Origin of the sequence: Aeromonas sp. s10 (assembly GCF_040907975.1) — a bacterium.
Classification (GTDB): Bacteria; Pseudomonadota; Gammaproteobacteria; order Enterobacterales; family Aeromonadaceae; genus Aeromonas; species Aeromonas caviae.
In genome coordinates, this window is record NZ_JBFOCV010000009.1 from 1 (window position 1) to 18749 (window position 18749).

The following is an 18749-nucleotide window of genomic DNA, read 5'->3' on the forward strand; positions in this document are numbered from 1 at the left end:
TAGAATACCGGCCTGTCACGCCGGGGGTCGCGGGTTCGAGTCCCGTCCGCTCCGCCACTAAATTGAAAGGCCTTCCCTATCGGGAAGGCCTTTTTACTTTCTGGCGTCTGGATAAGAGCTCAGGAAACAAGAGGCAACCACCAGGGCTGCGACTTGCCACTGGCAACTCGATCCCGCTCTGTTGTCCCTTGTGCTTGAGCCGGACTTTGTCCGTCTCTGCGTCCGTTATGCCACTAACAAGAAGCCCAGTCTAACGACTGGGCTTTTTTTCGTCTCCACGGTCTCCTCTTCGATCTTCGCAGCAGAAGCATTGCCTTCTTGAGTCGTGAGCTTGCTAGTAATAGACGCAGAGCCAGATGGTTGTCTCGGTCGGATGGGTCCACTCCACCCTGTGCTGAAGGTGCGCCGGGATGTTGATGTAATCCCCCGGCCCCAGATGGACGCGTTCCTGTACCCCGGTATCCGGTGTGATGAAGACCAGGATGGCCTCTCCCTGCACCAGCAATACCCATTCGTGTTCATCCTGATCGAACCACTCTCCGGTAGGGGTCTGCTGCCCCTGGGAGAGAATGCGCTCGATACGAACATTGTTGGTACTGACCAGATCCGCGAACACTTCACTGGGCAGGGGGGAGGGGATCTGGCCAAGCAGGTTGCCTGTGTGCATGGGCTTCTCTCCGGTAGATGGGAACGTGGCTAGCTAAGAGTGTAGAAGCTTGGGATGGGCCGCTCTCATGGAAAATGAGGCCTCCAACGAGCCCTTTTATGAAAAACTTCGGGGAAATGGAGGCTTATCCGCTGCAATCTCGCCAAATTCTTGCTATTTTGCGCGCCAGCAAGCAAACGATTTCCTTCACACTTTCAGGATGAACTATGGCAACGCAACAAACGACGGCCCGCGCCGGCAATGGCGGGTTTCTGGATTCCTATTTCTCCATCAGCCAGCGTGGCAGCACGGTGCGACAGGAGCTGCTGGCCGGGTTGACCACCTTCCTGGCGATGGTCTACAGCATCATCGTCGTGCCGAACATGCTGGGCGCAGCCGGTTTTGAGCAGGGCCCGGTGTTTGTGGCCACCTGCCTGATCGCCGCCTTCGGTTCCCTGCTGATGGGGCTCTGGGCCAAGCTGCCGATGGCCATCGGTTGTGCCATCTCTCTCACCGCCTTTACCGCCTTCAGCCTGGTGCTGGGTCAGGGGCTGAGCATTCCTGTCGCGCTGGGCGCCATCTTCCTGATGGGAGTGCTGTTCACCCTGATCAGCGTCACCGGCGTGCGCCAGTGGATCCTGGACAACCTTCCCTCCGGCATCGCCCACGGTACCGGCATCGGTATCGGCCTGTTCCTGCTGCTGATCGCCACCAACGGGGTCGGCATGGTGATCAAGAATGAAGGGGCTGGCCTGCCGGTGCAGCTCGGTGAGATCACTGCCTTCCCGGTCATCATGACGGTGCTGGGTCTGGCTGCCATCTTCGGCCTGGAGCGCCGCAAGGTGCCGGGCGGCATCCTGATGGTGATCATCGCCATCTCCATCCTCGGTCTCATCTTCGATCCGAAAGTGACCTGGCAGGGCTTCTTCGCCATGCCGAGCCTGAGTGGTGAGAATGGCTCCCTGGTGGGCAGCATGGATCTGCTGGGCGCCCTCAATCCGGTGGTGATTCCGACCGTGTTGGCGCTGGTGATGACCGCCGTGTTTGACGCCACCGGCACCATCCGTGCCGTGGCCGGTCAGGCTGGCCTCATCAACGAGCGTGGTCACATCATCAGCGGTGGCAAGGCCCTGACTGCGGACTCCGTCAGCAGCATGGTGGCGGGTGTGGTAGGTGGTGCTCCGGCAGCCGTCTACATCGAATCTGCCGCAGGGACCGCTGCCGGCGGCAAGACAGGTCTGACCGCCACCCTGGTCGGCGTGCTCTTCCTGCTGATGATCTTCCTCTCCCCGCTGAGCTATCTGGTACCGGCCTACGCCACCGCACCGGCCCTGATGTATGTGGGCCTGCTGATGCTGGGCAACGTCACCAAGCTGGACTTCAACGACTCGGTCGATGCCCTTTCCGGCATGCTGTGCGCCGTCTTCATCGTGCTCACCTGCAACATCGTCACCGGCATCATGCTGGGCTTCGTGGCCCTGGTGGTCGGCCGCCTGTTTGCCGCCGAGTGGAAGAAGCTCAACATCGGCACCGTCATCATCGCTGTGGCCCTGGTGATCTTCTACGCCGGTGGCTGGGCCATCTAATCCTCACGCTATCGAGAAGGGCCCTGCGGGGCCCTTTTTCATGGCTGTGAGGCGGCTAACACTTTCCCGGATCTTCCCCATCCGCTCGTTTCAGATTGAAACGTCAGGCTTCGTTTGTTGTTTCAGATCCGAACCGAAATCCCTGTCATTTTTATCCCCCTATGGCTCGCTAGACTGGCTGCATCAACCATCTGTCCACCCGTATGGTGGCAAGCCAAGGAGTGAGCCATGAAGAAGCTGATCAATGCTGTCGATGCCGTGGTCCGTGAACAACTGATGGGGATGGCTGCTGCCCACCCCGAGCTCAAGGTACGAATCGAACCCCACTACATCACCCGCGCCGACGCCCCCGTGGCGGGCAAGGTGGCGCTGGTCTCCGGCGGCGGCAGCGGCCACGAGCCCATGCACGGTGGCCTGGTGGGCAAAGGAATGCTGGATGGTGCCTGCCCCGGCGAGATCTTCACGTCCCCGACCCCGGATCAGATGTACGAGTGCGGTCAGGCCGTCGACGGCGGCGCCGGTGTGCTGTTTCTGGTGAAGAACTACACCGGGGACGTGCTCAACTTCGAGACCGCGGTCGAGTTGCTGCACGGTGACGGGGTCAAGGTGGGCTTCGCCCTCATCGATGACGACGTGGCGGTGAAGGACAGCCTCTACACCGCTGGCCGCCGCGGGGTTGCCACGACAGTGCTGTGCGAGAAGCTGGTCGGTGCCGCCGCCGAGGCGGGCTACGATCTGGCGCGCTGCGAGGCGTTGGCCCGCCGGATCAACAACCAAAGCCGCACCATAGGCGTGGCCATGCACGCCTGCACCGTGCCTGCTGCCGGCAAACCCTCCTTCACCCTGGCTGACAACGAGGTGGAGTTCGGCGTGGGCATTCACGGCGAGCCGGGCATCGAACGCCGTCCCTTCACCGACCTCAACGCCCTGGTGGACGACATGTTCAAGGAGCTGACCGACAACAGCCCCTATGGCCGCACCCTGCGCCACTGGGACAGAGCCACCGGCAGCTGGCAGGAAGAGCACACCTTTATCGAGCCGCTCAATGGGGGTGACAGGGTCATCGTCCTGGTCAACAGCCTCGGCGGCACCCCTGTCTCCGAGCTCTACGGCGTCTATGGTCGCCTCGCCACCCTGTGCGAAGAGGCGGGCATTCATCTGGTGCGCAACCTCATCGGCCCCTACTGCACCTCCCTCGACATGACCGGCATCTCCATCACCCTGCTCAAGGTGGATGACGAGCTGATGACCCTGTGGGATGCCCCCGTTCACACCCCGGCCCTGCGGCGCGGCTGCTGAGGAATATTCATGTTAAGCAAGCATCAGATCGTCAACTGGCTGCTCGACTGCGAGCACATCTTCACCGAGCAGCGTGACTACCTCACGGCGCTGGATACCGACATCGGCGACGGCGACCACGGCCTCAACATGCAGCGCGGCTTTGCCAAGGTGGCGGAGAAGCTGCCCGCGGTGGCGGACAAGGACATCGGCCAGGTGCTCAAAACTACCGGCATGACGTTGCTTTCCTCGGTCGGCGGCGCCAGCGGACCCCTCTACGGCACCTTCTTCATCCGGGCGGGGGCCAGCAGCGATGCCTGCCAGAGCCTGACCCTCGGCCAGCTCGGCAAGATGCTGAGCGACGGGGTGGAGGGGATCGTCTCCCGTGGCCGTGCCGAGCCGGGTGACAAGACCATGTGCGATGCCTGGTGGCCCGCTTTGGCCGCCCTGCAGCAGGCTGAACAACAGGGCCTGCCGCTCCCCGAGGCGCTGGACAAGGCGGTGGCTGCCGCCACAGCCGGCACCGAGGCCACCATCCAGATGCAGGCCCGCAAGGGGCGCGCCAGCTATCTTGGTGAGCGCAGCATCGGCCATCAGGATGCGGGGGCCACCTCGACCCTGCTGCTGCTGACCGCCCTGCGTGACAGAGCGAGGTTGTGACATGATCGGCATCGTAGTGGTCTCTCACAGCGCCCAGTTGGCGGCCGGTTTGAAAGCCCTGGCCGATCAGCTGGGCAGCCCGGCGAAACTGTTGCTGGCGGCCGGGGTCGATGACCCCGCCCATCCCATCGGCACCGACGCCATCGCCGTGATGAGTGCGATGGAAGAGGCGGATGACGGCAGCGGGGTGCTGGTGCTGATGGACTTGGGCAGCGCCCTCCTGAGCGCCGAGACCGCCCTTGAACTGCTGCCCCCCGAGCTGAGCGCCCGGGTGCGGCTCAGCCCCGCTCCGCTGGTCGAGGGCACTCTGGCGGCGGTGGTGGCCGCTGGCGCAGGCCTGACGCTGGACGAGGTAGCCGCCGAGGCGCTTGGCGCGCTGGGTCCGAAACAGGGAATGCTGCCTGCCAGTGCGGCGCAGGCCACCACGGAGGCAGCCCCTGTTGCCGATGACGGCTGGCTGCGCAGCGAGGTGGTGGTGGAGAATCCCCACGGCCTGCATGTGCGCCCCGCCGCCAGGCTGGTCGCGGCACTCAAGCCCTTTGCCGCTGAACTCAAGCTGCAAAAGGGGGACAAAGAGGCGAATCCCCGCAGCCTGAGCCGGCTCGCCATGCTCGATGTGCGCCAGGGGGACAGGCTCATCCTGCTGGCGCGAGGGGAGGATGCCGGGGCGGCGCTGAGCTGCTTCCAGCAACTGGCGCGGGATCGCTTCGGCGACTGAAACATTCCCCCATCCGGGCCCCGTCACGACGGGGCCCGCTTTTTTGAGGGACGTTCTGGTCAGTGGTGGTAGTCGGCGGGATCGATGTCGAGCAGTTTGAGCCGCCGCCAGAGGGTGGTGCGGCTGATCCCGAGCTGGCGCGCCATCTGGCTGACCTGGCCCTTGCTGGCACGGGCGGCCCGCAGGATCGCCTGATGCTCCAGCTCCGCCAGTGTGAGCAGCGGCTGTCCCACCACCTCGTCCGCCAGCAGGCAATGACCCTGGCGGATGGCGGCCGGGAGCGCCCGGGGCGGGATCTGTGCCTCACTGCAATGAAGCAGGGCATACTCGATGGCGCTGCGCAGCTCCCCCAGGTTGCCGGGCCAGGGGTAGGCCAGCAGGCAGTCGAGGGCGTCAGGGGTGAACTGGCGCCCCGGCCCGCCCCCCTGCACCGCCAGGTGCTGGCGGATGAGGCCGGGCAGATCGGCGCTGCGCTCCCGCAGGCTCGGCAGCCAGAGTTCGCACCCTTGCAGCGCATAGAGCAGCTGGCGACCGAATCCCCCCTCCTGCACCCGCTGCTCCAGCGGGGCGCTGCTGGTGGCGATGATCCGCACCTTGAGCGGCAGTATGCGGGCGGAATCGAAGCGCTGGATGCGCCCCGTCTTGAGCAGTTGCAACAGGGCGGCCTGCATGGGGGCGGGCAGGCACTCCACCTGCTCCAGCACTAGCGTGCCACCGTGAGCCAGCTCGAACTTGCCGGCCCGCTCCTGCCCCGCCTCGTCGGACCCCATGAGTTCCAGCGCCATCCGCTCCCTCGGCCATGCCTGGCAGTTGAAAATGACCAGGGGGCCGGCGGCTCGCTCGCTGCCAAAGTGGATGGCCTCCGCCAGTTGGGCCTTGCCCACCTCCTCTTCCCCTCGCAGCAGGACGGGGCCCTGTCCCCTGGCCGCCTGGCGGGCGTGGCGCAGCAGTTTGCGCATGGCGCTCGACTCCCCCACCAGGGCGGAGAGCTCGGGCACCGTCTGGCGCAGTTGATGAATGGCGCGCAGCCGATCGGTGGGATGGAGCAGGACGATGAAGCTGACACCGTCCGGCCCCGGCAGGGGCTTGAGGCTCACTAGGGCGTCGATGAAGGCCTCGCCCCGGGTCTCTCGCTGCTCCAGCGTCACCTCCACATGGCTCAGGGGGGTCATCTCCGCGATGGCCAGACGCAGGCGCTGGGGCATCAGCAGATGGTGATCGAGGGGCTGACCCAGGCAGACAGCCGGGTCGAGTTGCAGCCGACTGGCCGCCAGGGCGTTGAGATAGCGCAGCCGCCCCTGGGGATCCCAGGCCAGCACGCCGTCTTCCATGCCATCCAGCAGGGCATAGAGCTCGCTCAAATGGTGCTGGGACTCCTGCATCAGGCGCTCCATCTGCAGCAGATTGGCCAGCTCGCGGCCGGCGCTGACGGTGAGCGCGAGATCTCCCGGCGCGGCCTCCTCCACCCGGCAGATCAGGGCCACGATCGCCACCTGGCGACCGGTGCTGTTGTAGACAGGGCTAGCACAGCAGTGCCAGGGGTGGAGACGCTGGTTGAAGTGCTGGGGGCCGCTGACGCAGAGCGGCACCCCCTCCAGGGCCGCCAGGTTGACGGCATTGGTGCCGATGCGTCCCTCGCTGAAAAACGCGCCTAGGCCAAAACCGAGTGCCGCCAGCGCCTGCAGGGTATCGGGGTGGCCGGTCTGGGCCAGCAGGCAACCGCTCTCATCGGTGAGCAGCAGGGCGCAGGGGCGCCCCTCCATGAACTCGTAGAGATCCTCCAGCGCCATCTCGCCGGTGGTGAGCAGGTCCCGTTTGCGCTGGCGCAGGCTCTCCAGGGTCTGCCCTCTGGCGCAGTGGGGAGGATGCCAGAGGGACGCGCTGGTCTGGTGGGCACAGCGCAGCCAGGAGGCCTGCAGGTGCTCGGGCCAGGACGAGAGGGGCTGGGGAACGGATGGCATGGTCACGGCGATGTCCGGCAAAAGGGAAGGGGCCATTTAATCACCCTTGCCGCCCCGATTCAGTGACCGCTCTCAGAGTGTCGCGTCCTTGCCCCGGGTGGCAGCCTCTGCAGCAAACTGCTGCTGGAGCCATTGGCTCACCGCCCGGCACTGGGGACTGCCTTCGCTCTCCTGATGGATCAGCATGTTCCAGTTCGGCCCGGCCACCCGGTGGGACGAGAGGGGCAGCAGCCACCCCTGTCGGCGTGCGTCGCGAGAGAGCAGCTCGCTCGCCAGCGCCACCCCGAGCCCGGCGCTGGCCGCATCCTGCAACAAGCCGGGATCGGAGAAGTTGAGCCCCTGGGTCTGCAGGTGCAGATCGTCGCCGCCCTTGAGGATCCAGTGGTGCCAGTCCATCTCCCGCTCCCCGTGCAGGGTGGTGCGCTCCTGCGCGGGCTGTGCCAGCACGGCCGGGCTCGCCACCGGCAGCAGCCGATCCGCCAGCAGCGGCTGATGGCGGCATTCCGCCTGGGGAGCCAGCCCCCAGCGCAGCGAAATGTCGATGGTCTGCTCGGCCATGTTCGGCGTGTCGTCGCTGGTGAACAGCCAGAGATCGATGCCCGGATGCTGGGTGTGAAGGTCGGCCAGCCGGGGCAGCAGCCAGAGGCGGGCGATGGCGGTACTGGTGTTGAGCACAAGCTGGTTCGGCTTGCGGTACTGCTCGAGGCGCTGTATTCCCACCGCCAGTTGCAGCAGTACCTGCTGGGTCGTCTCCAGCAGATCCTGGCCCGCGTCGGTCAGGGCGACGGAACGTCCCTGGCGGTGAAACAGGGGCTGGCCAAGCAGCTCCTCCAGCGAGCGGATCTGCTGACTGATGGCAGACTGGGTGAGGTGCAGCTCCTGGGCCGCCTGATGAAAGCTGCCGAGCCTGGCCGCCGCCTCGAAGCCGCGCAGCACGTTGAGAGGGGGCCAGTGTTTGAACATCATTGATTAGCTCCACTTATCACTTTTATCGAAAATCGATCGTTTGTTACCCATCAACGGGGAGAATAGTCTATTCCCATCGTCAATAACCTTAATAGTACCTAATCAGAGAGGCTGAGATGCGCGAGCAGGGAATGAGGGCTGTGGGCTGGTTCATGCCAGCGGAGTGGTGCCGGCACGCGGCGACCTGGATGGTCTGGCCGCACAACAAGGCGCTGTGGGAAAACGGCTGGGGCGTAACCCTGCCCCAGGTCCAGCAGGACTTCGCGCGGGTGGTCAATGCCATCGCCCGCTTCGAACCGGTGAACCTGGTGGTGGATCCCGCCGCACAGGCGGAGGCTCGCGCCCTGTGCGGCGATGGGGTGCGCTTCATTCCCCTGCCGGTGGATGACAGCTGGTGCCGTGACTCCGGCCCCACCTTCATCTGCCATCCCGAGCTTGGCACCGCCGGGATCAGCTGGCGTTTCAACGCCTGGGGCGGCAAGTCGGCCCACGGTCTGGATGAGGGGCTGGCGCGGCGCATTCTCAATAGCCTGGAGCTGGAGTGCATCGGCAGTTTCCTCGCCAACGAAGGGGGCGCCATCCATGTGGATGGGGAGGGCACCCTGATCACCACGGAGTCGGTGCTGCTCAACAGCAACCGCAACCCCGGCATGACCAAAGTGGAGATCGAACGGATCTTCAGCCGCCTGCTCGGCATCGAGAAGACTATCTGGCTGCCGGGGGATCCGGACCACGTCACCGGCGACATGACGGACGGTCATGTGGACGGGGTCTGCGCCTTCAGCCGCCCCGGCCACCTGCTGGTGGACGCCACCCTGTACGGGCACTCCACCTATGGCCGCGTGGTGCGGGAGAACCGCCGAGCCCTGGCTCTGGCCACCGATGCGAGAGGTCGCTCCTTCGAGTGCCTCGAGCTGTTCGAGGCGAGCGAGGCGGTGGACGCCGAGGCGGAGGTGTTCTGCGCCTCCTACACCAACTTCTACCTCGCCAACGGCGCCATCATCATGCCCGCCTACGGCGTAGGTGCGGACGAGGCGGCGGGGGAGGTGCTGAGGCGCGCCTTCCCGAACAGGCAGCTGGTGCCGGTGCGCATCAACCAGTTGGCCCACGGCGGGGGCGGCATTCACTGCATCACCCAGCAGCAGCCTGCCTGGCCGGTGCAGGGGTAAGCGTTTGGAGCGGCCTCGTCAGGCGTCTGCGAGGCCTCATGACGGGATCAGGGAGGAGAGATTCATGAACAAGGTCGTCGCAACAATGCAGTCTGCCTGTCAGGGGGAACGCGTGTCAGGGAGGGTATCCGGATGAGCAAGATCGTCGTCGCCACCACACAATTCGCTTGCAGCTGGGAGCTGGAGCGCAATCTGGACACAGCGGAGAGCCTGGTACGGGAAGCCGCCGCCAGGGGGGCCAGCCTGGTGCTGTTGCAGGAGCTCTTCGCCACCCCCTATTTCTGTATCGAGCAATACCACGGCCATCTGGCGCTGGCGGAGTCGTTCGAGCAGAGCCGGGTGCTGCGCCGCTTCTCGGCCCTGGCGCGGGAGCTGGGGGTGGTGTTGCCCATCAGCTGGTTCGAGCGCGCGGGCAACGCCTGCTTCAACTCCCTGGCGATGGCGGATGCGGATGGTCGCCTGCTCGGGGTCTATCGCAAGACCCATATCCCGAACGCCATCGGCTATCAGGAGAAGGAGTACTTCAGCCCGGGGGACACGGGGTTTCGGGTCTGGGACACGGCCGCTGGCCGCATCGGGGTCGGCATCTGCTGGGATCAGTGGTTCCCGGAGGCGGCCCGCGCCATGGCGCTGCAAGGGGCCGAGCTGCTGCTCTATCCCACCGCCATCGGCTCGGAGCCGGGGGCAGAGGGGCTCGATTCCCGGGATCACTGGCAGCTGACCCAGCGCGGCCACGCCGCCGCCAACATCATGCCGGTGATCGCCGCCAACCGGGTGGGCCACGAGGTGGCGACCCGGGATCCCGCGTTGCAGATGCGCTTCTATGGCTCCTCCTTCATCACGGATCACAAGGGGGCCCTGCTGGCCGAGGCGGACAGGGATACCCCGGGCGTGCTGGTGCGGGAGCTGGATCTTGCCGCCATGGCCGAGGAGCGGCTGACCTGGGGCATCTATCGGGATCGCCGCCCCGAGATGTATGGCGCCTTGCTGAGCCTGGACGGACGCAGCCATCGGGGAGGGCGTCCATCATGAGCGCTTTGAGCAAGATAGCCATGGGGCTGGCCCTGCTGCTGAGCGTCGGGGTTCAGGCCGAGGAGGCGCAGGAGGAGAAGGTGCTGCGCCTCTACAACTGGTCCGATTATTTCGCCCCCGATACCCTGAGCTAATTCACCAGGGAGACCGGGATCCGGGTCATCTACGACGTGATGGACAGCAGCGAGACCCTGGAGGCCAAGCTGATGGCGGGTCGCAGCGGGTATGACCTCATCTTCCCGGGGGACACGGTGGCGGAGCGGCTGATGCGGGCGGGCAGCCTGCAGCCCCTCGACAAGGGCAAGCTGCAACACCTGGGGGACATAGACCCCGGCCTGGCGCGGTTGCAGCAGGCCTACCCCCATGCGAAGGAGGCGGTGGTGCCCTACACCTGGGGCACCATAGGGCTCACCTACAACGCGGACGCCATCCGGCAGAGGATGCCGGATGCCCCGGTCAGCAGCCTGGACATGCTGTTCAAGCCCGAGCTGGCGGCGAAATTTGCAGATTGCGGCATCTCGGTCATCGACTCCCCGGACGAGGTGCTGGCGGTGGTGCTGCACTATCTTGGGCGGGATCCCCGTAGCGGCAAGGCGGACGATCTGGAGGCGGCCCTGGCCCTGCTCAAGGGGATCAAGCCCTATATCCGCAAGTTCCAGTCCCAGCCGGTGACTCAGCTGGTGAACGGGGATCTCTGCCTCTCCCTGGGCTACAGCGGCGACATGACCCAGGCCAGGCGCGCCGCCGCCGAGGCGGGCAAGCGGGTCGACTTCGAATACCGATTGCCGAAGGAGGGGAGCACCATCTGGATGGACACCATGGCGATCCCGGCGGATGCCCCCCATCCTGACTATGCCTATGCCTTTATCAACTTCGTGATGCGCCCGGCCAACATGGCAGCCATCACCAACAGCACCGGCTATCCGACTGCCAGTGCCAAGGCCAGACCCATGGTGGATGCCACCATGACGGCCAACCCGGATATCTACCTGGACGAGGCCAGCTACCAGCGGCTCATTCCGGGTCAGGATATAGCACAATCCCAGATGCGTGCCCGCATGCGAGCCTGGACTCGCTTCAAGAGCAGCCTCTGAACCCTGGAGTAGAACGATGTTTTCCCGACGCCACGTATTGAAACAACTGGTCGCCCTCGGCGCCATTGCCGGGTTTGGCAGCCTGCCCGGTGCCCGCGCGGCCTTCGCCGCCGGCGAACCCGGCGCCGCCGCTCGCTACCACATGCCGGAGGAGTCCTCCCCCCAGGCCCTGGTGTGGGTGGCCTTCGGGGCCACCAGCGAGATCTGGGGTCGCCACTACAAGGAGGTGCAGGCCACCATAGGGCGGCTGGTGCAGGCCATGGTGCCCTACACCCGGGTCAACGTGCTCTGCCACGAGGATGACGAGGCGCTGGCGCGCCAGTTGTGCGGCGAGCGCAACACCCACTTCGTCCACGCCGAGATGGATGACATCTGGCTGCGGGATACCGGCGGCGTCTTCGTGCAGGACGAGCAGGGAGGGCTCGGGCTGGTGGACTTCAACTTCAACGGCTGGGGTGACAAGCAGGAGCACAGCCATGACGCCAGGGTCGCCGCCCTGGTGGGCCGGCAGACCGATGCCTATTACCTGCAGAGCGAGCTCATCGGTGAGGGGGGCGGCATCGAGGTGGATGGCAACGGCACCGCCATCATGACCGAGAGCAGCTGGATCAACAGCAACCGCAACCCCGGCCTCACCAAGGCGCAGGTGGAGGCGGAGCTCAAGGCCAACCTGGGGCTGCGCAAGATCATCTGGCTGCCGGGGATCAAGGGCCGTGACATCACGGATGCCCACGTGGACTTCTACGCCCGCTTCGTGCGCCCCGGGGTGGTGGTGATCAACATGGACAACGATCCCGACTCCTACGACTACAAGGTGACCCGCCAGCACCTCGCCATCCTGCAGCAGGCGACGGACGCCGACGGCAACAAGCTGGAGCTGCATCCGCTGCCGCCGCCCCTGGGCGGGCGGGACAACAAGTTCAGCCGCAGCCCGGACTTTGCCGCCGGTTACATCAACTACCTGCCCATCAACGGCGCCGTCATCGCTCCCCAGTTCGGGGATGCCAGGGCCGACCGCCATTGCCGGGATCTGCTGGCCCGCCTCTATCCGGGGCGCAAGATAGTGCAGATAGACATAGACCCGGTGGCGGCCGGGGGCGGCGGCATCCACTGCATCACCCTCCATCAACCTGCCTGATCTTACGCGCAGGCCGCCTCTGGCGGTGTGACGCAGGACAAGGGGCGCCTCGGCGCCCCTTGTCCTTGCTGGCGTTCCATGGCGCCTCGCTCAGATCCCCGTCATGCCGATCTCGTCGAGCTGGACGTGAGCGGGTTGGCGCAGAGTGTAGAGCACGGCCTCGGCCAGATCCTCCACCTGGAGCCAGCCGGGCTTGCGATCAGCGGCGCAAGCCGGGGGCGGCACCTGCACCAGTCCGGGACAGAGGGTGTGGACCCGGATGCCTTGATGCTGCACCTCTTCCCGCAGTGCCCGGGCGAACCCCAGCACCGCAAACTTGGCGGCGCAGTAGACGCTGGCCCTGGCATAGCCGTGCCTAGCGGCCTGGGAGGCGATGTTGATGACGGTGCCGTGGCGGTTTGCCAGCATGTCCGGCAGGCAGGCCCGGGTCAGCAGGAAGGTGCCCTTGGCACAGGTGTCCATCACCCTGTCCCACTCCGCTTCCGGCAGATCCTGCACCAGGTGGTCGCTGCCGACCCCGCTGTTGTTGATGAGCAGATCGACGGGGCCGAGCCGCCCCCGGATCCGGGCATGGCCGTCCCGCACCTGATCGCCGTCGCACACATCCAGCGCCAGTGCCATGACTCGCACCCCGTATCGTGCCTCCAGTCTGGCCGCTTCCTGCTCCAGCAGCCCCAGGCGGCGGGAAGCCAGGATCAGCTCCACCCCCTGGCTGGCCAGGGCCTCGGCGATGGCCAGTCCGATGCCGCTGGCGCCGCCGCTGATGAGGGCCCGTGTTGCTCTCAGTTCGTTCATCTTGTCTTCTCCTCCAATGGTGCAGGCATTGTGGCGGGCGCCTTCGGCAGGGAACAGGGGAGGGGAAGGAGTGATTCGAACCCTGGTTCGTGTTTTGGCGTTCCGGTTCGAACTTTGGTTCTAAACGCCGCGACCAGCTTTAAGTTCGATTAGCCATAAGGCGTAATCGGACGTTCGCGTAAATCAATTCTCCCGCTATAACAGCCATCCATATTTCCCTGCAGACAGATGCCGCTGATTCATGGACACACCGGACAGCGGCATCTCGATCGTCCGATTACGCTTCGCTAATCGAACCAACATGGGACGGTAATAAACAAAAGAGCCGCCCTGGGGCGGCTCTTTGCATCGGGGATCAATGAATCGTCACGGCGCCTTGGGCTGCTCCACCAGAGCGGTCGCCGGTTGGTCATCTTCCTTGATCCAGGCATCCAGCAGGGTGTAGCCCACCGCCAGCACCACGGGACCGATGAAGAGACCGATGATCCCCATGGCCAGCAAGCCGCCGATGACCCCCACCAGAATGAGGATGAGGGGGAGGTCGGCCCCGCGCTTGATGAGGAAGGGGCGCAGGAAGTTGTCCATGGTGCCCGCCAGCAGGGACCAGACCAGCAGGAAGGTGCCCCAGGTGGTGTCCCCGCTCCAGTAGAGGTAGCCGACGCTGGCCAGCAGCACCGGGAAGGGGCCTATCTGGGCGACGATCAGCAGGAACATCAGCACCACCAGCACCATGACATAGGGAATGCCGGCGATGAGCAGGCCCAGGCCCGCCACCGAGGATTGCACCAGGGCGGTCACCACCACCCCCATGGCGACGGCACGGATGGCCTGGGAGGCGAGCACCACCGCATTGTCACCGCGCTGGCCCGCCAGACGGTGGGCGAAGCGGCGAATGCCTTCTGCCGCCTTCTCCCCCGAGTGGTAGAGCAGGCCGCAGATGGCCACGGTCAGCAGGAAGTGGACGAACAGCAGGCCGAGGTTGCCCGCCTGGGCCGCCAGCCAGCGAGCGGTCTGGCCGAAGTAGGGGGCCAGCTTGGTGAACAGCACCTGGCCGCCGCTCGCGAGGATCTGCTGCCAAAACTCATAGAGCTTGTCGCCCACCAGGGGCACTTGCTGCAACCAGAGCAGCTCGGGGGGCGGGGATTGGCTGAGCTCGGTGCCCAGCTCGATGAGCATGGGGGCCTTCTCCGCCACGTTGGCCAGCGTCATGAAGAGGGGAATGACGAAGATGAGCAGCAAGATGCTGGTCATCAGCAACGCCGCCAGGGTGCGCTTGCCCCACAGCAGGCGCTGGGCCATCTGCATCAGGGGCCAGGTGGCGATGGTGATCATGGTCGACCACACCAGGGCGGGCAGGAAGGGGCGCAAGACCATGAAGCACGAGATGATGAGCAGGCTGAGGAACAGCAAGCCCAGGGTGATCTTGGCCAAATCCACTTTTTTCATATTCATGGCATTCCCTTAACGAGGGGTTGAGCGCCCGGTTCGGGCACCGTGACGGATAGCGGACAACGACCACCAGAGCCCGGCGCTGAGCCAGAACCCCAGGCAGCCAAAGAGCCACCCTTGTCCCGCGAGGATCAGCAGAGAGCTGCTGGTGAGCGCGGGCACCAGGAACAGGAGCCCTGCCACGACCAGTCCCCCTGCCAGGGTCAGCAGCGCGGCGGGCAGGGCGGGGGTGGGGCTCCGTTCGAGTGATAGCAGATTACCCGATACCAGCCCCAGGGTGAACATGGCAAGCCCGGCCAGGGCGGTGGACTGGGTGAGCCAGGCCGAGAGGGCGCTGGCGATGAGCAGCCCGGCCCAGGGGAGCGGGCGTGCCGCCAGCTTCGCCAGCGGGGCGCGCAGTGCCAGCAGCAGGGCCCCCAGAGCAAGGCCGGCCACCACATCCGAGAGGAAGTGGACCCCCAGCCAGACCCGGGCCAGCCCGGCCACGCCGGCCAGCAACAGGGCCAGCAGGGCCCCCTGCCAGGCCCGCAGCGCCGGCAGCCAGCCAAGCAGCAGGCCCCAGTAGAGGAGGGTCGAGGCGGCGTGGCCGCTCGGCATGCCGAAGCCCTGGGCACTCTGGCGGGCCAGCTCGGGTTGCAGGTGGAAGGGCCTGGGCCAGCCGATGCCCGCCTTGAGCAGGTTCACCACCAGGGTGAGCAGCACCATGGCAAACAGCAGGTGGCGCAGCCTGGACCAGCCGAGCAGGGGCAGCAGCAAGGGCAGCAGCGCCAGCTGGAAGGGGGCCGAGCCCAGCAGATTGCCCGCCCTTGGCCAGAGCGCATCCGGCCCTAACCACCGTTGCAGGCGCTGGATCAGCGGCAACTCGGCGCGGTGCAGCGCACTGGCCGCGTCGCTGAAATCCGTCACCCTCAGCACCTGGCTCTCGGGCACCTCGACCAGCCTCGGGGCTATCCAGTCGAGCTGCGCCGGGAAGCGACGCTGGTCAGGGGGAAGGTCGGCGGCCGCGATCAGCCTGGCGTTCAGGATCTCTCCACCGAGATCCGGGGCCTGGAGCAGGGAGACAAACCCCGTCCCCCGCTGGACCCGCAGGGGCTCCAGGGTCTGGCAGGCGAACACCCTTGCCCGTTGCCAGCGCCCCAGCTCGCCGGTGACGCGACCCTGGAGGCCGGTCTCCTCGAACAGCTCGCGCAGGGCCGCCTGCTCCGGAGTCTCCCCCCTGTCGATGTAACCGCCGCTCAGGCTGTAGCGCGAGGAGAGCCTGTCCTGCACCAGCAGGATCCCTTGCTGGTGGCGGATCACGCAGGCGGCCGCAGAGGGAGGGGATTCGGCGCGGGAGGCGGGCAGGGCACCGCCCAGCAACAGCAGCAGGCAGAAGACGACTCGAAACATGATGGCACCCAGGGGCAAGGAGTGGGGACAAGGGTCACAGAAATCAGACGGCCGGGCAATGGCTTGCAGGGGGCACCGACCCTGTCGGGGACGCAAGGATTGCCGTCTGCGCGGGCAGTCCCTAGTATTGGCGGCTATTGTTCTTCTCATTCACTACATTGTGGGGCTCTTCATGCGACAGTTCGGTTTCTTTCTGGGGATTGCCATCGGCGTCATCCTGATACTGTTTGGCAGCATCGTCATCTTCCAGGCCCTGCCTGCGGCGCTGGACGTGCTGGAGATGCCGAGCCGGATCCCCTTCGTGCGCGAGGTGTACACCTGGCTGATGAGCAGCGCCAACGGGCTCACCGCCCAGCTGGAGCAGAACTTCCTGGAGGCATTCCAGACGGTGCTCAAGCTGATCCTGCTCATCACCTTCATGTGGGTCTGCGTCAAGCTGGTCAACATGGGGGTGCTGATCATCCGGGCCGGCGTCGACCTTATCCGCACCGCCATCGAGCACAGCGAAGAGAAGGGTGCCAAGCCCACCGAGCAGGACCGCCATTTCTGATCTTCCCCTGCCACGGGTCAGATAAACAACAGGCCATCATGTGATGGCCTGTTTTTATGGTGGCATCACGCTTAAAAAAGTCAGTTAAGCAGTTTTTCCAGCTCCGCTTCGGCATCCGCCCTGGCCTGATCGCTCAGGGTGCCGGAGGTCGCTTCCCGCTTCTCGCCCTGTTGCTGCACCGCCTTGGCTGCTTGCTGCTGTGCACTGGTCGCGGCACTGATGGTCGCTGCGCTGCTGGCGGCTTGTTGCTGCACTGTAGTGGTGGCGCTGCTGACGGCCTGCTTGGCGCTGTCGCTCACCGCCTTGGCGGCTTGCTGCTGCGCACTGGTCGCGGCACTGATGGTTGCGGCACTGCTGGCGGCCTGTTTGGCGCTGTCGCTCACCGCCTTGGCGGCTTGCTGCTGCGCCGTGGTTGCGGCACTGATGGTCGCTGCGCTGCTGGCGGCCTGCTTGACGCTCTCACTCGCTGCCTTGGCGGTTTGCTGCTGTGCCGTGGTTGCGGCGCTGCTGACGGCCTGCTTGGCGCTGTCGCTCACTGCCTTGGCGGCTTGCTGCTGCGCCGTGGTTGCGGCACTGATGGTCGCTGCGCTGCTGACGGCCTGCTTGGCGCTGTCGCTTACCGCCTTGGCGGCTTGCTGCTGCGCCGTGGTGGCGGCACTGATGGTCGCTGCACTGCTGACGGCCTGCTTGGTGGTGTCGCTCACTGCCTTGGCGGCTTGTTGCTGCGCCGTGGTGGCGGCACTGATGGTCGCTGCGCTGCTGACGGCCTGCTTGGCACTGTCGCTCACTGCCTTGGCGGCTTGTTGCTGCGCCGTGGTGGCGGCGCTGCTGACGGCCTGCTTGGCCGAGTCGCTCGCCGCCTTGGCGGCTTGCTGCTGCGCCGTGGTGGCGGCACTGCTGGCAGCTTGCTTGGCGCTGTCGCTCGCCGCCTTGGTGGCTTGTTGCTGCGCCGTGGTGGCGGCACTGCCGATCACCTGTCTGGTGGAGTCGGACAGGGCCTTGCTGGCGCTCTGTTGCAGTCCCCCCATCATGGTGCCCAGCAGAGAACTGCCAGCGCCCGTGAGCCCCTGACCGGCACCGGTCAGGGCCGTGGCGGCCGGGGTGGCCTGGGACTGCCAGCCCTGCATGGCGCTGGGCCAGGTCGGGGTGGCGGCCGTCAGGTTTTCCCCGAAGACCTGGGTCGCCCCGTCACCTTTTTGCACCATGACGGCGAGCTGGTTGGTGTCGGCGTTCCAGACCATGCCGGCCTGCTTGGCCACGTCCGGCACCGGGGCGTAGCGGGAGACCACGTAAAAGAGCGGCCCCTCCTGTTGCAGCTCGTCGGCGGTCTTGAGCAGCTGCATGGTGCTCTCGTAGTTGGGCCCCAGCATGGCGGTCATTCTGTCCTTGATCAGCGGCTGCTCGAACAGGTTGGCCTCGTTCGGATCGAAACCGACCAGCGGCTTGAGCAGGGCCCACATCAGCTGGCTGGTGGGGCTCATCATCAGCAGGGGGGCGACACAGGCGGACAACATCAGGCTCAGGCAGGCAGCCTTGAGCAACGGCATGATACGCATTGACAACATATCCAGTTAATTACCTGATTATTAAGGGTTATTCATTACCGCACCCCGGCGATGCCGGTGGGGGCCCACGGCAGAGCCCTGACAGGCCTTTGCGGGCGCAGGCAGGCTATCATATTGCTTCCGGAATGCCAGATGAGCCGACATTTATTGGTCAAGTCGAGGGCTCTGCTGGTCGCTCTACACTTTCACTCCCCCGTGACAGGAATTCCCATGATCCGTTGTGCAGGTTGTCTGCTGGCCCTTGGCTGGCTCTTCCCCGCGTTGGCCGCCCCGGCGTCCAACTCCCTCAGCCACTCGGTGGGCACCGAGCTGGTGCTGCCCCTTGGTTCGCTGCCCGAGCGGGTGTGCTGGTATCAGGATCAGAAATACTCCCAGGGGGCCCGTATCCAGCAGGGGGAGCTCTGGCTGGAGTGCGCGCCGCAACAGGCGATGGAGACCAATGGTCCCCTGATCTGGCGAGAGGTGACGACGCCGTCACAGAGTGGTGAACCGGAGGGCAACCAGCGGACGATCCGGGTGGGCCAGTGAGCCTTTTCTTGATCCAGCTACAGACACGGGCGTGATCTCTATCGCATAATGCGGCTCTTTCTTCTCTTGACTGGGATCTAAGCAATGGCTCGTCGCTCTTCCAATGCACAACGTCGTCGCAGTAGCTGGTGGTACAAACGCTTGTTGGCAAGGGAGCGGGAAGAGCGCGAAGCGCGTTCCGTCCGGGATTGATACTGCATTGAAAAACGGAGCCTCGGGCTCCGT

At 65.5% G+C, this 18749-nt stretch carries 16 protein-coding genes and 2 pseudogenes; 11 read left to right on the top strand and 7 right to left on the bottom strand.

The window, feature by feature from the left end:
- Window positions 1-334: 334 nt before the first annotated feature.
- Window positions 335-667: a cupin domain-containing protein gene (locus tag AB5Y59_RS02705; protein ID WP_041214071.1), complete on the bottom strand. Its 333-nt coding sequence runs from the start codon at window positions 665-667 to the stop codon at window positions 335-337.
- A 206-nt stretch (window positions 668-873) separates the two neighbouring features.
- Between AB5Y59_RS02705 and AB5Y59_RS02710 the strand changes: the two genes are divergently transcribed.
- From AB5Y59_RS02710 to dhaM, 4 genes are all read left to right on the top strand, one after another.
- Window positions 874-2232, top strand: coding sequence for an NCS2 family permease (locus AB5Y59_RS02710; protein ID WP_010675944.1), 1359 nt, complete (start codon window positions 874-876; stop codon window positions 2230-2232).
- Window positions 2233-2460: 228 nt separating this feature from the next.
- A complete protein-coding gene (gene dhaK / locus AB5Y59_RS02715) occupies window positions 2461-3531 on the top strand; it encodes a dihydroxyacetone kinase subunit DhaK (protein WP_202040670.1) in 1071 nt (356 codons plus the stop codon).
- 9 nt (window positions 3532-3540) lie between these two features.
- Complete coding sequence (gene dhaL, locus AB5Y59_RS02720; protein ID WP_202040669.1) at window positions 3541-4170, top strand: dihydroxyacetone kinase subunit DhaL; 630 nt, start codon at window positions 3541-3543, stop codon at window positions 4168-4170.
- Window position 4171: 1 nt separating this feature from the next.
- Entirely contained in the window at window positions 4172-4888 is a 717-nt protein-coding gene (gene dhaM / locus AB5Y59_RS02725) for a dihydroxyacetone kinase phosphoryl donor subunit DhaM (RefSeq protein WP_202040668.1), read from the top strand.
- A 59-nt stretch (window positions 4889-4947) separates the two neighbouring features.
- On the opposite strand, the gene dhaR is transcribed toward dhaM, so the two are convergent.
- Together dhaR and AB5Y59_RS02735 are read right to left on the bottom strand one after the other, a co-directional pair.
- The gene (dhaR, locus tag AB5Y59_RS02730) at window positions 4948-6849 is read right to left on the bottom strand and encodes a dihydroxyacetone kinase operon transcriptional regulator DhaR (protein WP_319908320.1); all 1902 of its coding nucleotides are present in this window, start codon (window positions 6847-6849) and stop codon (window positions 4948-4950) included.
- 72 nt (window positions 6850-6921) lie between these two features.
- Window positions 6922-7815 carry a LysR family transcriptional regulator gene (locus AB5Y59_RS02735; protein ID WP_368211462.1) on the bottom strand — a complete coding sequence of 298 codons (894 nt, stop codon included), beginning with the start codon at window positions 7813-7815 and terminating at the stop codon, window positions 6922-6924.
- 116 nt (window positions 7816-7931) lie between these two features.
- Here AB5Y59_RS02735 and AB5Y59_RS02740 point away from each other — a divergent pair, with 116 nt between their 5' ends.
- The 5 genes and pseudogenes from AB5Y59_RS02740 (at window position 7932) to AB5Y59_RS02760 (ending at window position 12248) form a co-directional block, all read left to right on the top strand.
- Window positions 7932-8984, top strand: coding sequence for an agmatine/peptidylarginine deiminase (locus tag AB5Y59_RS02740; RefSeq protein WP_368211463.1), 1053 nt, complete (start codon window positions 7932-7934; stop codon window positions 8982-8984).
- A 132-nt stretch (window positions 8985-9116) separates the two neighbouring features.
- Entirely contained in the window at window positions 9117-10016 is a 900-nt protein-coding gene (gene aguB, locus AB5Y59_RS02745; protein ID WP_139736819.1) for an N-carbamoylputrescine amidase, read from the top strand.
- A complete protein-coding gene (locus AB5Y59_RS02750) occupies window positions 10013-10150 on the top strand; it encodes a hypothetical protein (protein ID WP_368211464.1) in 138 nt (45 codons plus the stop codon). Before aguB ends, AB5Y59_RS02750 begins: the two co-directional genes overlap by 4 nt.
- A gap of 12 nt (window positions 10151-10162) precedes the next feature.
- Window positions 10163-11110: pseudogene (locus AB5Y59_RS02755) on the top strand (extracellular solute-binding protein); the annotation flags it as partial.
- Window positions 11111-11126: 16 nt separating this feature from the next.
- Window positions 11127-12248 (top strand): agmatine/peptidylarginine deiminase, encoded by a 1122-nt coding sequence (locus AB5Y59_RS02760; protein ID WP_216944953.1) that lies wholly within the window; start codon window positions 11127-11129, stop codon window positions 12246-12248.
- A gap of 90 nt (window positions 12249-12338) precedes the next feature.
- Here the strand turns inward: AB5Y59_RS02760 and AB5Y59_RS02765 are convergent, their stop codons facing one another.
- The 3 genes from AB5Y59_RS02765 to AB5Y59_RS02775 form a co-directional block, all read right to left on the bottom strand.
- The gene (locus tag AB5Y59_RS02765) at window positions 12339-13043 is read right to left on the bottom strand and encodes an SDR family oxidoreductase (RefSeq protein ID WP_239052629.1); all 705 of its coding nucleotides are present in this window, start codon (window positions 13041-13043) and stop codon (window positions 12339-12341) included.
- Window positions 13044-13409: 366 nt separating this feature from the next.
- A complete protein-coding gene (gene ydiK, locus AB5Y59_RS02770) occupies window positions 13410-14495 on the bottom strand; it encodes an AI-2E family transporter YdiK (RefSeq protein WP_201970231.1) in 1086 nt (361 codons plus the stop codon).
- Window positions 14496-14504: 9 nt separating this feature from the next.
- The gene (locus AB5Y59_RS02775) at window positions 14505-15881 is read right to left on the bottom strand and encodes a phosphatase PAP2 family protein (RefSeq protein WP_323914636.1); all 1377 of its coding nucleotides are present in this window, start codon (window positions 15879-15881) and stop codon (window positions 14505-14507) included.
- A gap of 172 nt (window positions 15882-16053) precedes the next feature.
- On the opposite strand from AB5Y59_RS02775, the gene AB5Y59_RS02780 reads away from it, so the two are divergent.
- The gene (locus AB5Y59_RS02780; RefSeq protein ID WP_010675931.1) at window positions 16054-16431 is read left to right on the top strand and encodes a hypothetical protein; all 378 of its coding nucleotides are present in this window, start codon (window positions 16054-16056) and stop codon (window positions 16429-16431) included.
- Between the two features lie 344 nt (window positions 16432-16775).
- Here AB5Y59_RS02780 and AB5Y59_RS02785 read toward each other — a convergent pair.
- Window positions 16776-17987: pseudogene (locus tag AB5Y59_RS02785) on the bottom strand (hypothetical protein); the annotation flags it as partial.
- Window positions 17988-18206: 219 nt separating this feature from the next.
- Here AB5Y59_RS02785 and AB5Y59_RS02790 point away from each other — a divergent pair.
- The gene (locus tag AB5Y59_RS02790; protein WP_216944956.1) at window positions 18207-18524 is read left to right on the top strand and encodes a DUF1496 domain-containing protein; all 318 of its coding nucleotides are present in this window, start codon (window positions 18207-18209) and stop codon (window positions 18522-18524) included.
- Window positions 18525-18749 lie beyond the last annotated feature (225 nt).

Coding starts and splice junctions, on each gene's coding strand:
- AB5Y59_RS02705 (WP_041214071.1), bottom strand. CDS start 667: ATGCACACAGGCAACCTGCTTGGCCAGATCCCCTCCCCCCTGCCCAGT.
- dhaL (WP_202040669.1), top strand. CDS start 3,541: ATGTTAAGCAAGCATCAGATCGTCAACTGGCTGCTCGACTGCGAGCAC.
- dhaK (WP_202040670.1), top strand. CDS start 2,461: ATGAAGAAGCTGATCAATGCTGTCGATGCCGTGGTCCGTGAACAACTG.
- AB5Y59_RS02780 (WP_010675931.1), top strand. CDS start 16,054: ATGCGACAGTTCGGTTTCTTTCTGGGGATTGCCATCGGCGTCATCCTG.
- dhaM (WP_202040668.1), top strand. CDS start 4,172: ATGATCGGCATCGTAGTGGTCTCTCACAGCGCCCAGTTGGCGGCCGGT.
- dhaR (WP_319908320.1), bottom strand. CDS start 6,849: ATGCCATCCGTTCCCCAGCCCCTCTCGTCCTGGCCCGAGCACCTGCAG.
- AB5Y59_RS02775 (WP_323914636.1), bottom strand. CDS start 15,881: ATGTTTCGAGTCGTCTTCTGCCTGCTGCTGTTGCTGGGCGGTGCCCTG.
- AB5Y59_RS02710 (WP_010675944.1), top strand. CDS start 874: ATGGCAACGCAACAAACGACGGCCCGCGCCGGCAATGGCGGGTTTCTG.
- AB5Y59_RS02750 (WP_368211464.1), top strand. CDS start 10,013: ATGAGCGCTTTGAGCAAGATAGCCATGGGGCTGGCCCTGCTGCTGAGC.
- AB5Y59_RS02760 (WP_216944953.1), top strand. CDS start 11,127: ATGTTTTCCCGACGCCACGTATTGAAACAACTGGTCGCCCTCGGCGCC.
- AB5Y59_RS02735 (WP_368211462.1), bottom strand. CDS start 7,815: ATGATGTTCAAACACTGGCCCCCTCTCAACGTGCTGCGCGGCTTCGAG.
- aguB (WP_139736819.1), top strand. CDS start 9,117: ATGAGCAAGATCGTCGTCGCCACCACACAATTCGCTTGCAGCTGGGAG.
- ydiK (WP_201970231.1), bottom strand. CDS start 14,495: ATGAATATGAAAAAAGTGGATTTGGCCAAGATCACCCTGGGCTTGCTG.
- AB5Y59_RS02790 (WP_216944956.1), top strand. CDS start 18,207: ATGATCCGTTGTGCAGGTTGTCTGCTGGCCCTTGGCTGGCTCTTCCCC.
- AB5Y59_RS02765 (WP_239052629.1), bottom strand. CDS start 13,043: ATGAACGAACTGAGAGCAACACGGGCCCTCATCAGCGGCGGCGCCAGC.
- AB5Y59_RS02740 (WP_368211463.1), top strand. CDS start 7,932: ATGCGCGAGCAGGGAATGAGGGCTGTGGGCTGGTTCATGCCAGCGGAG.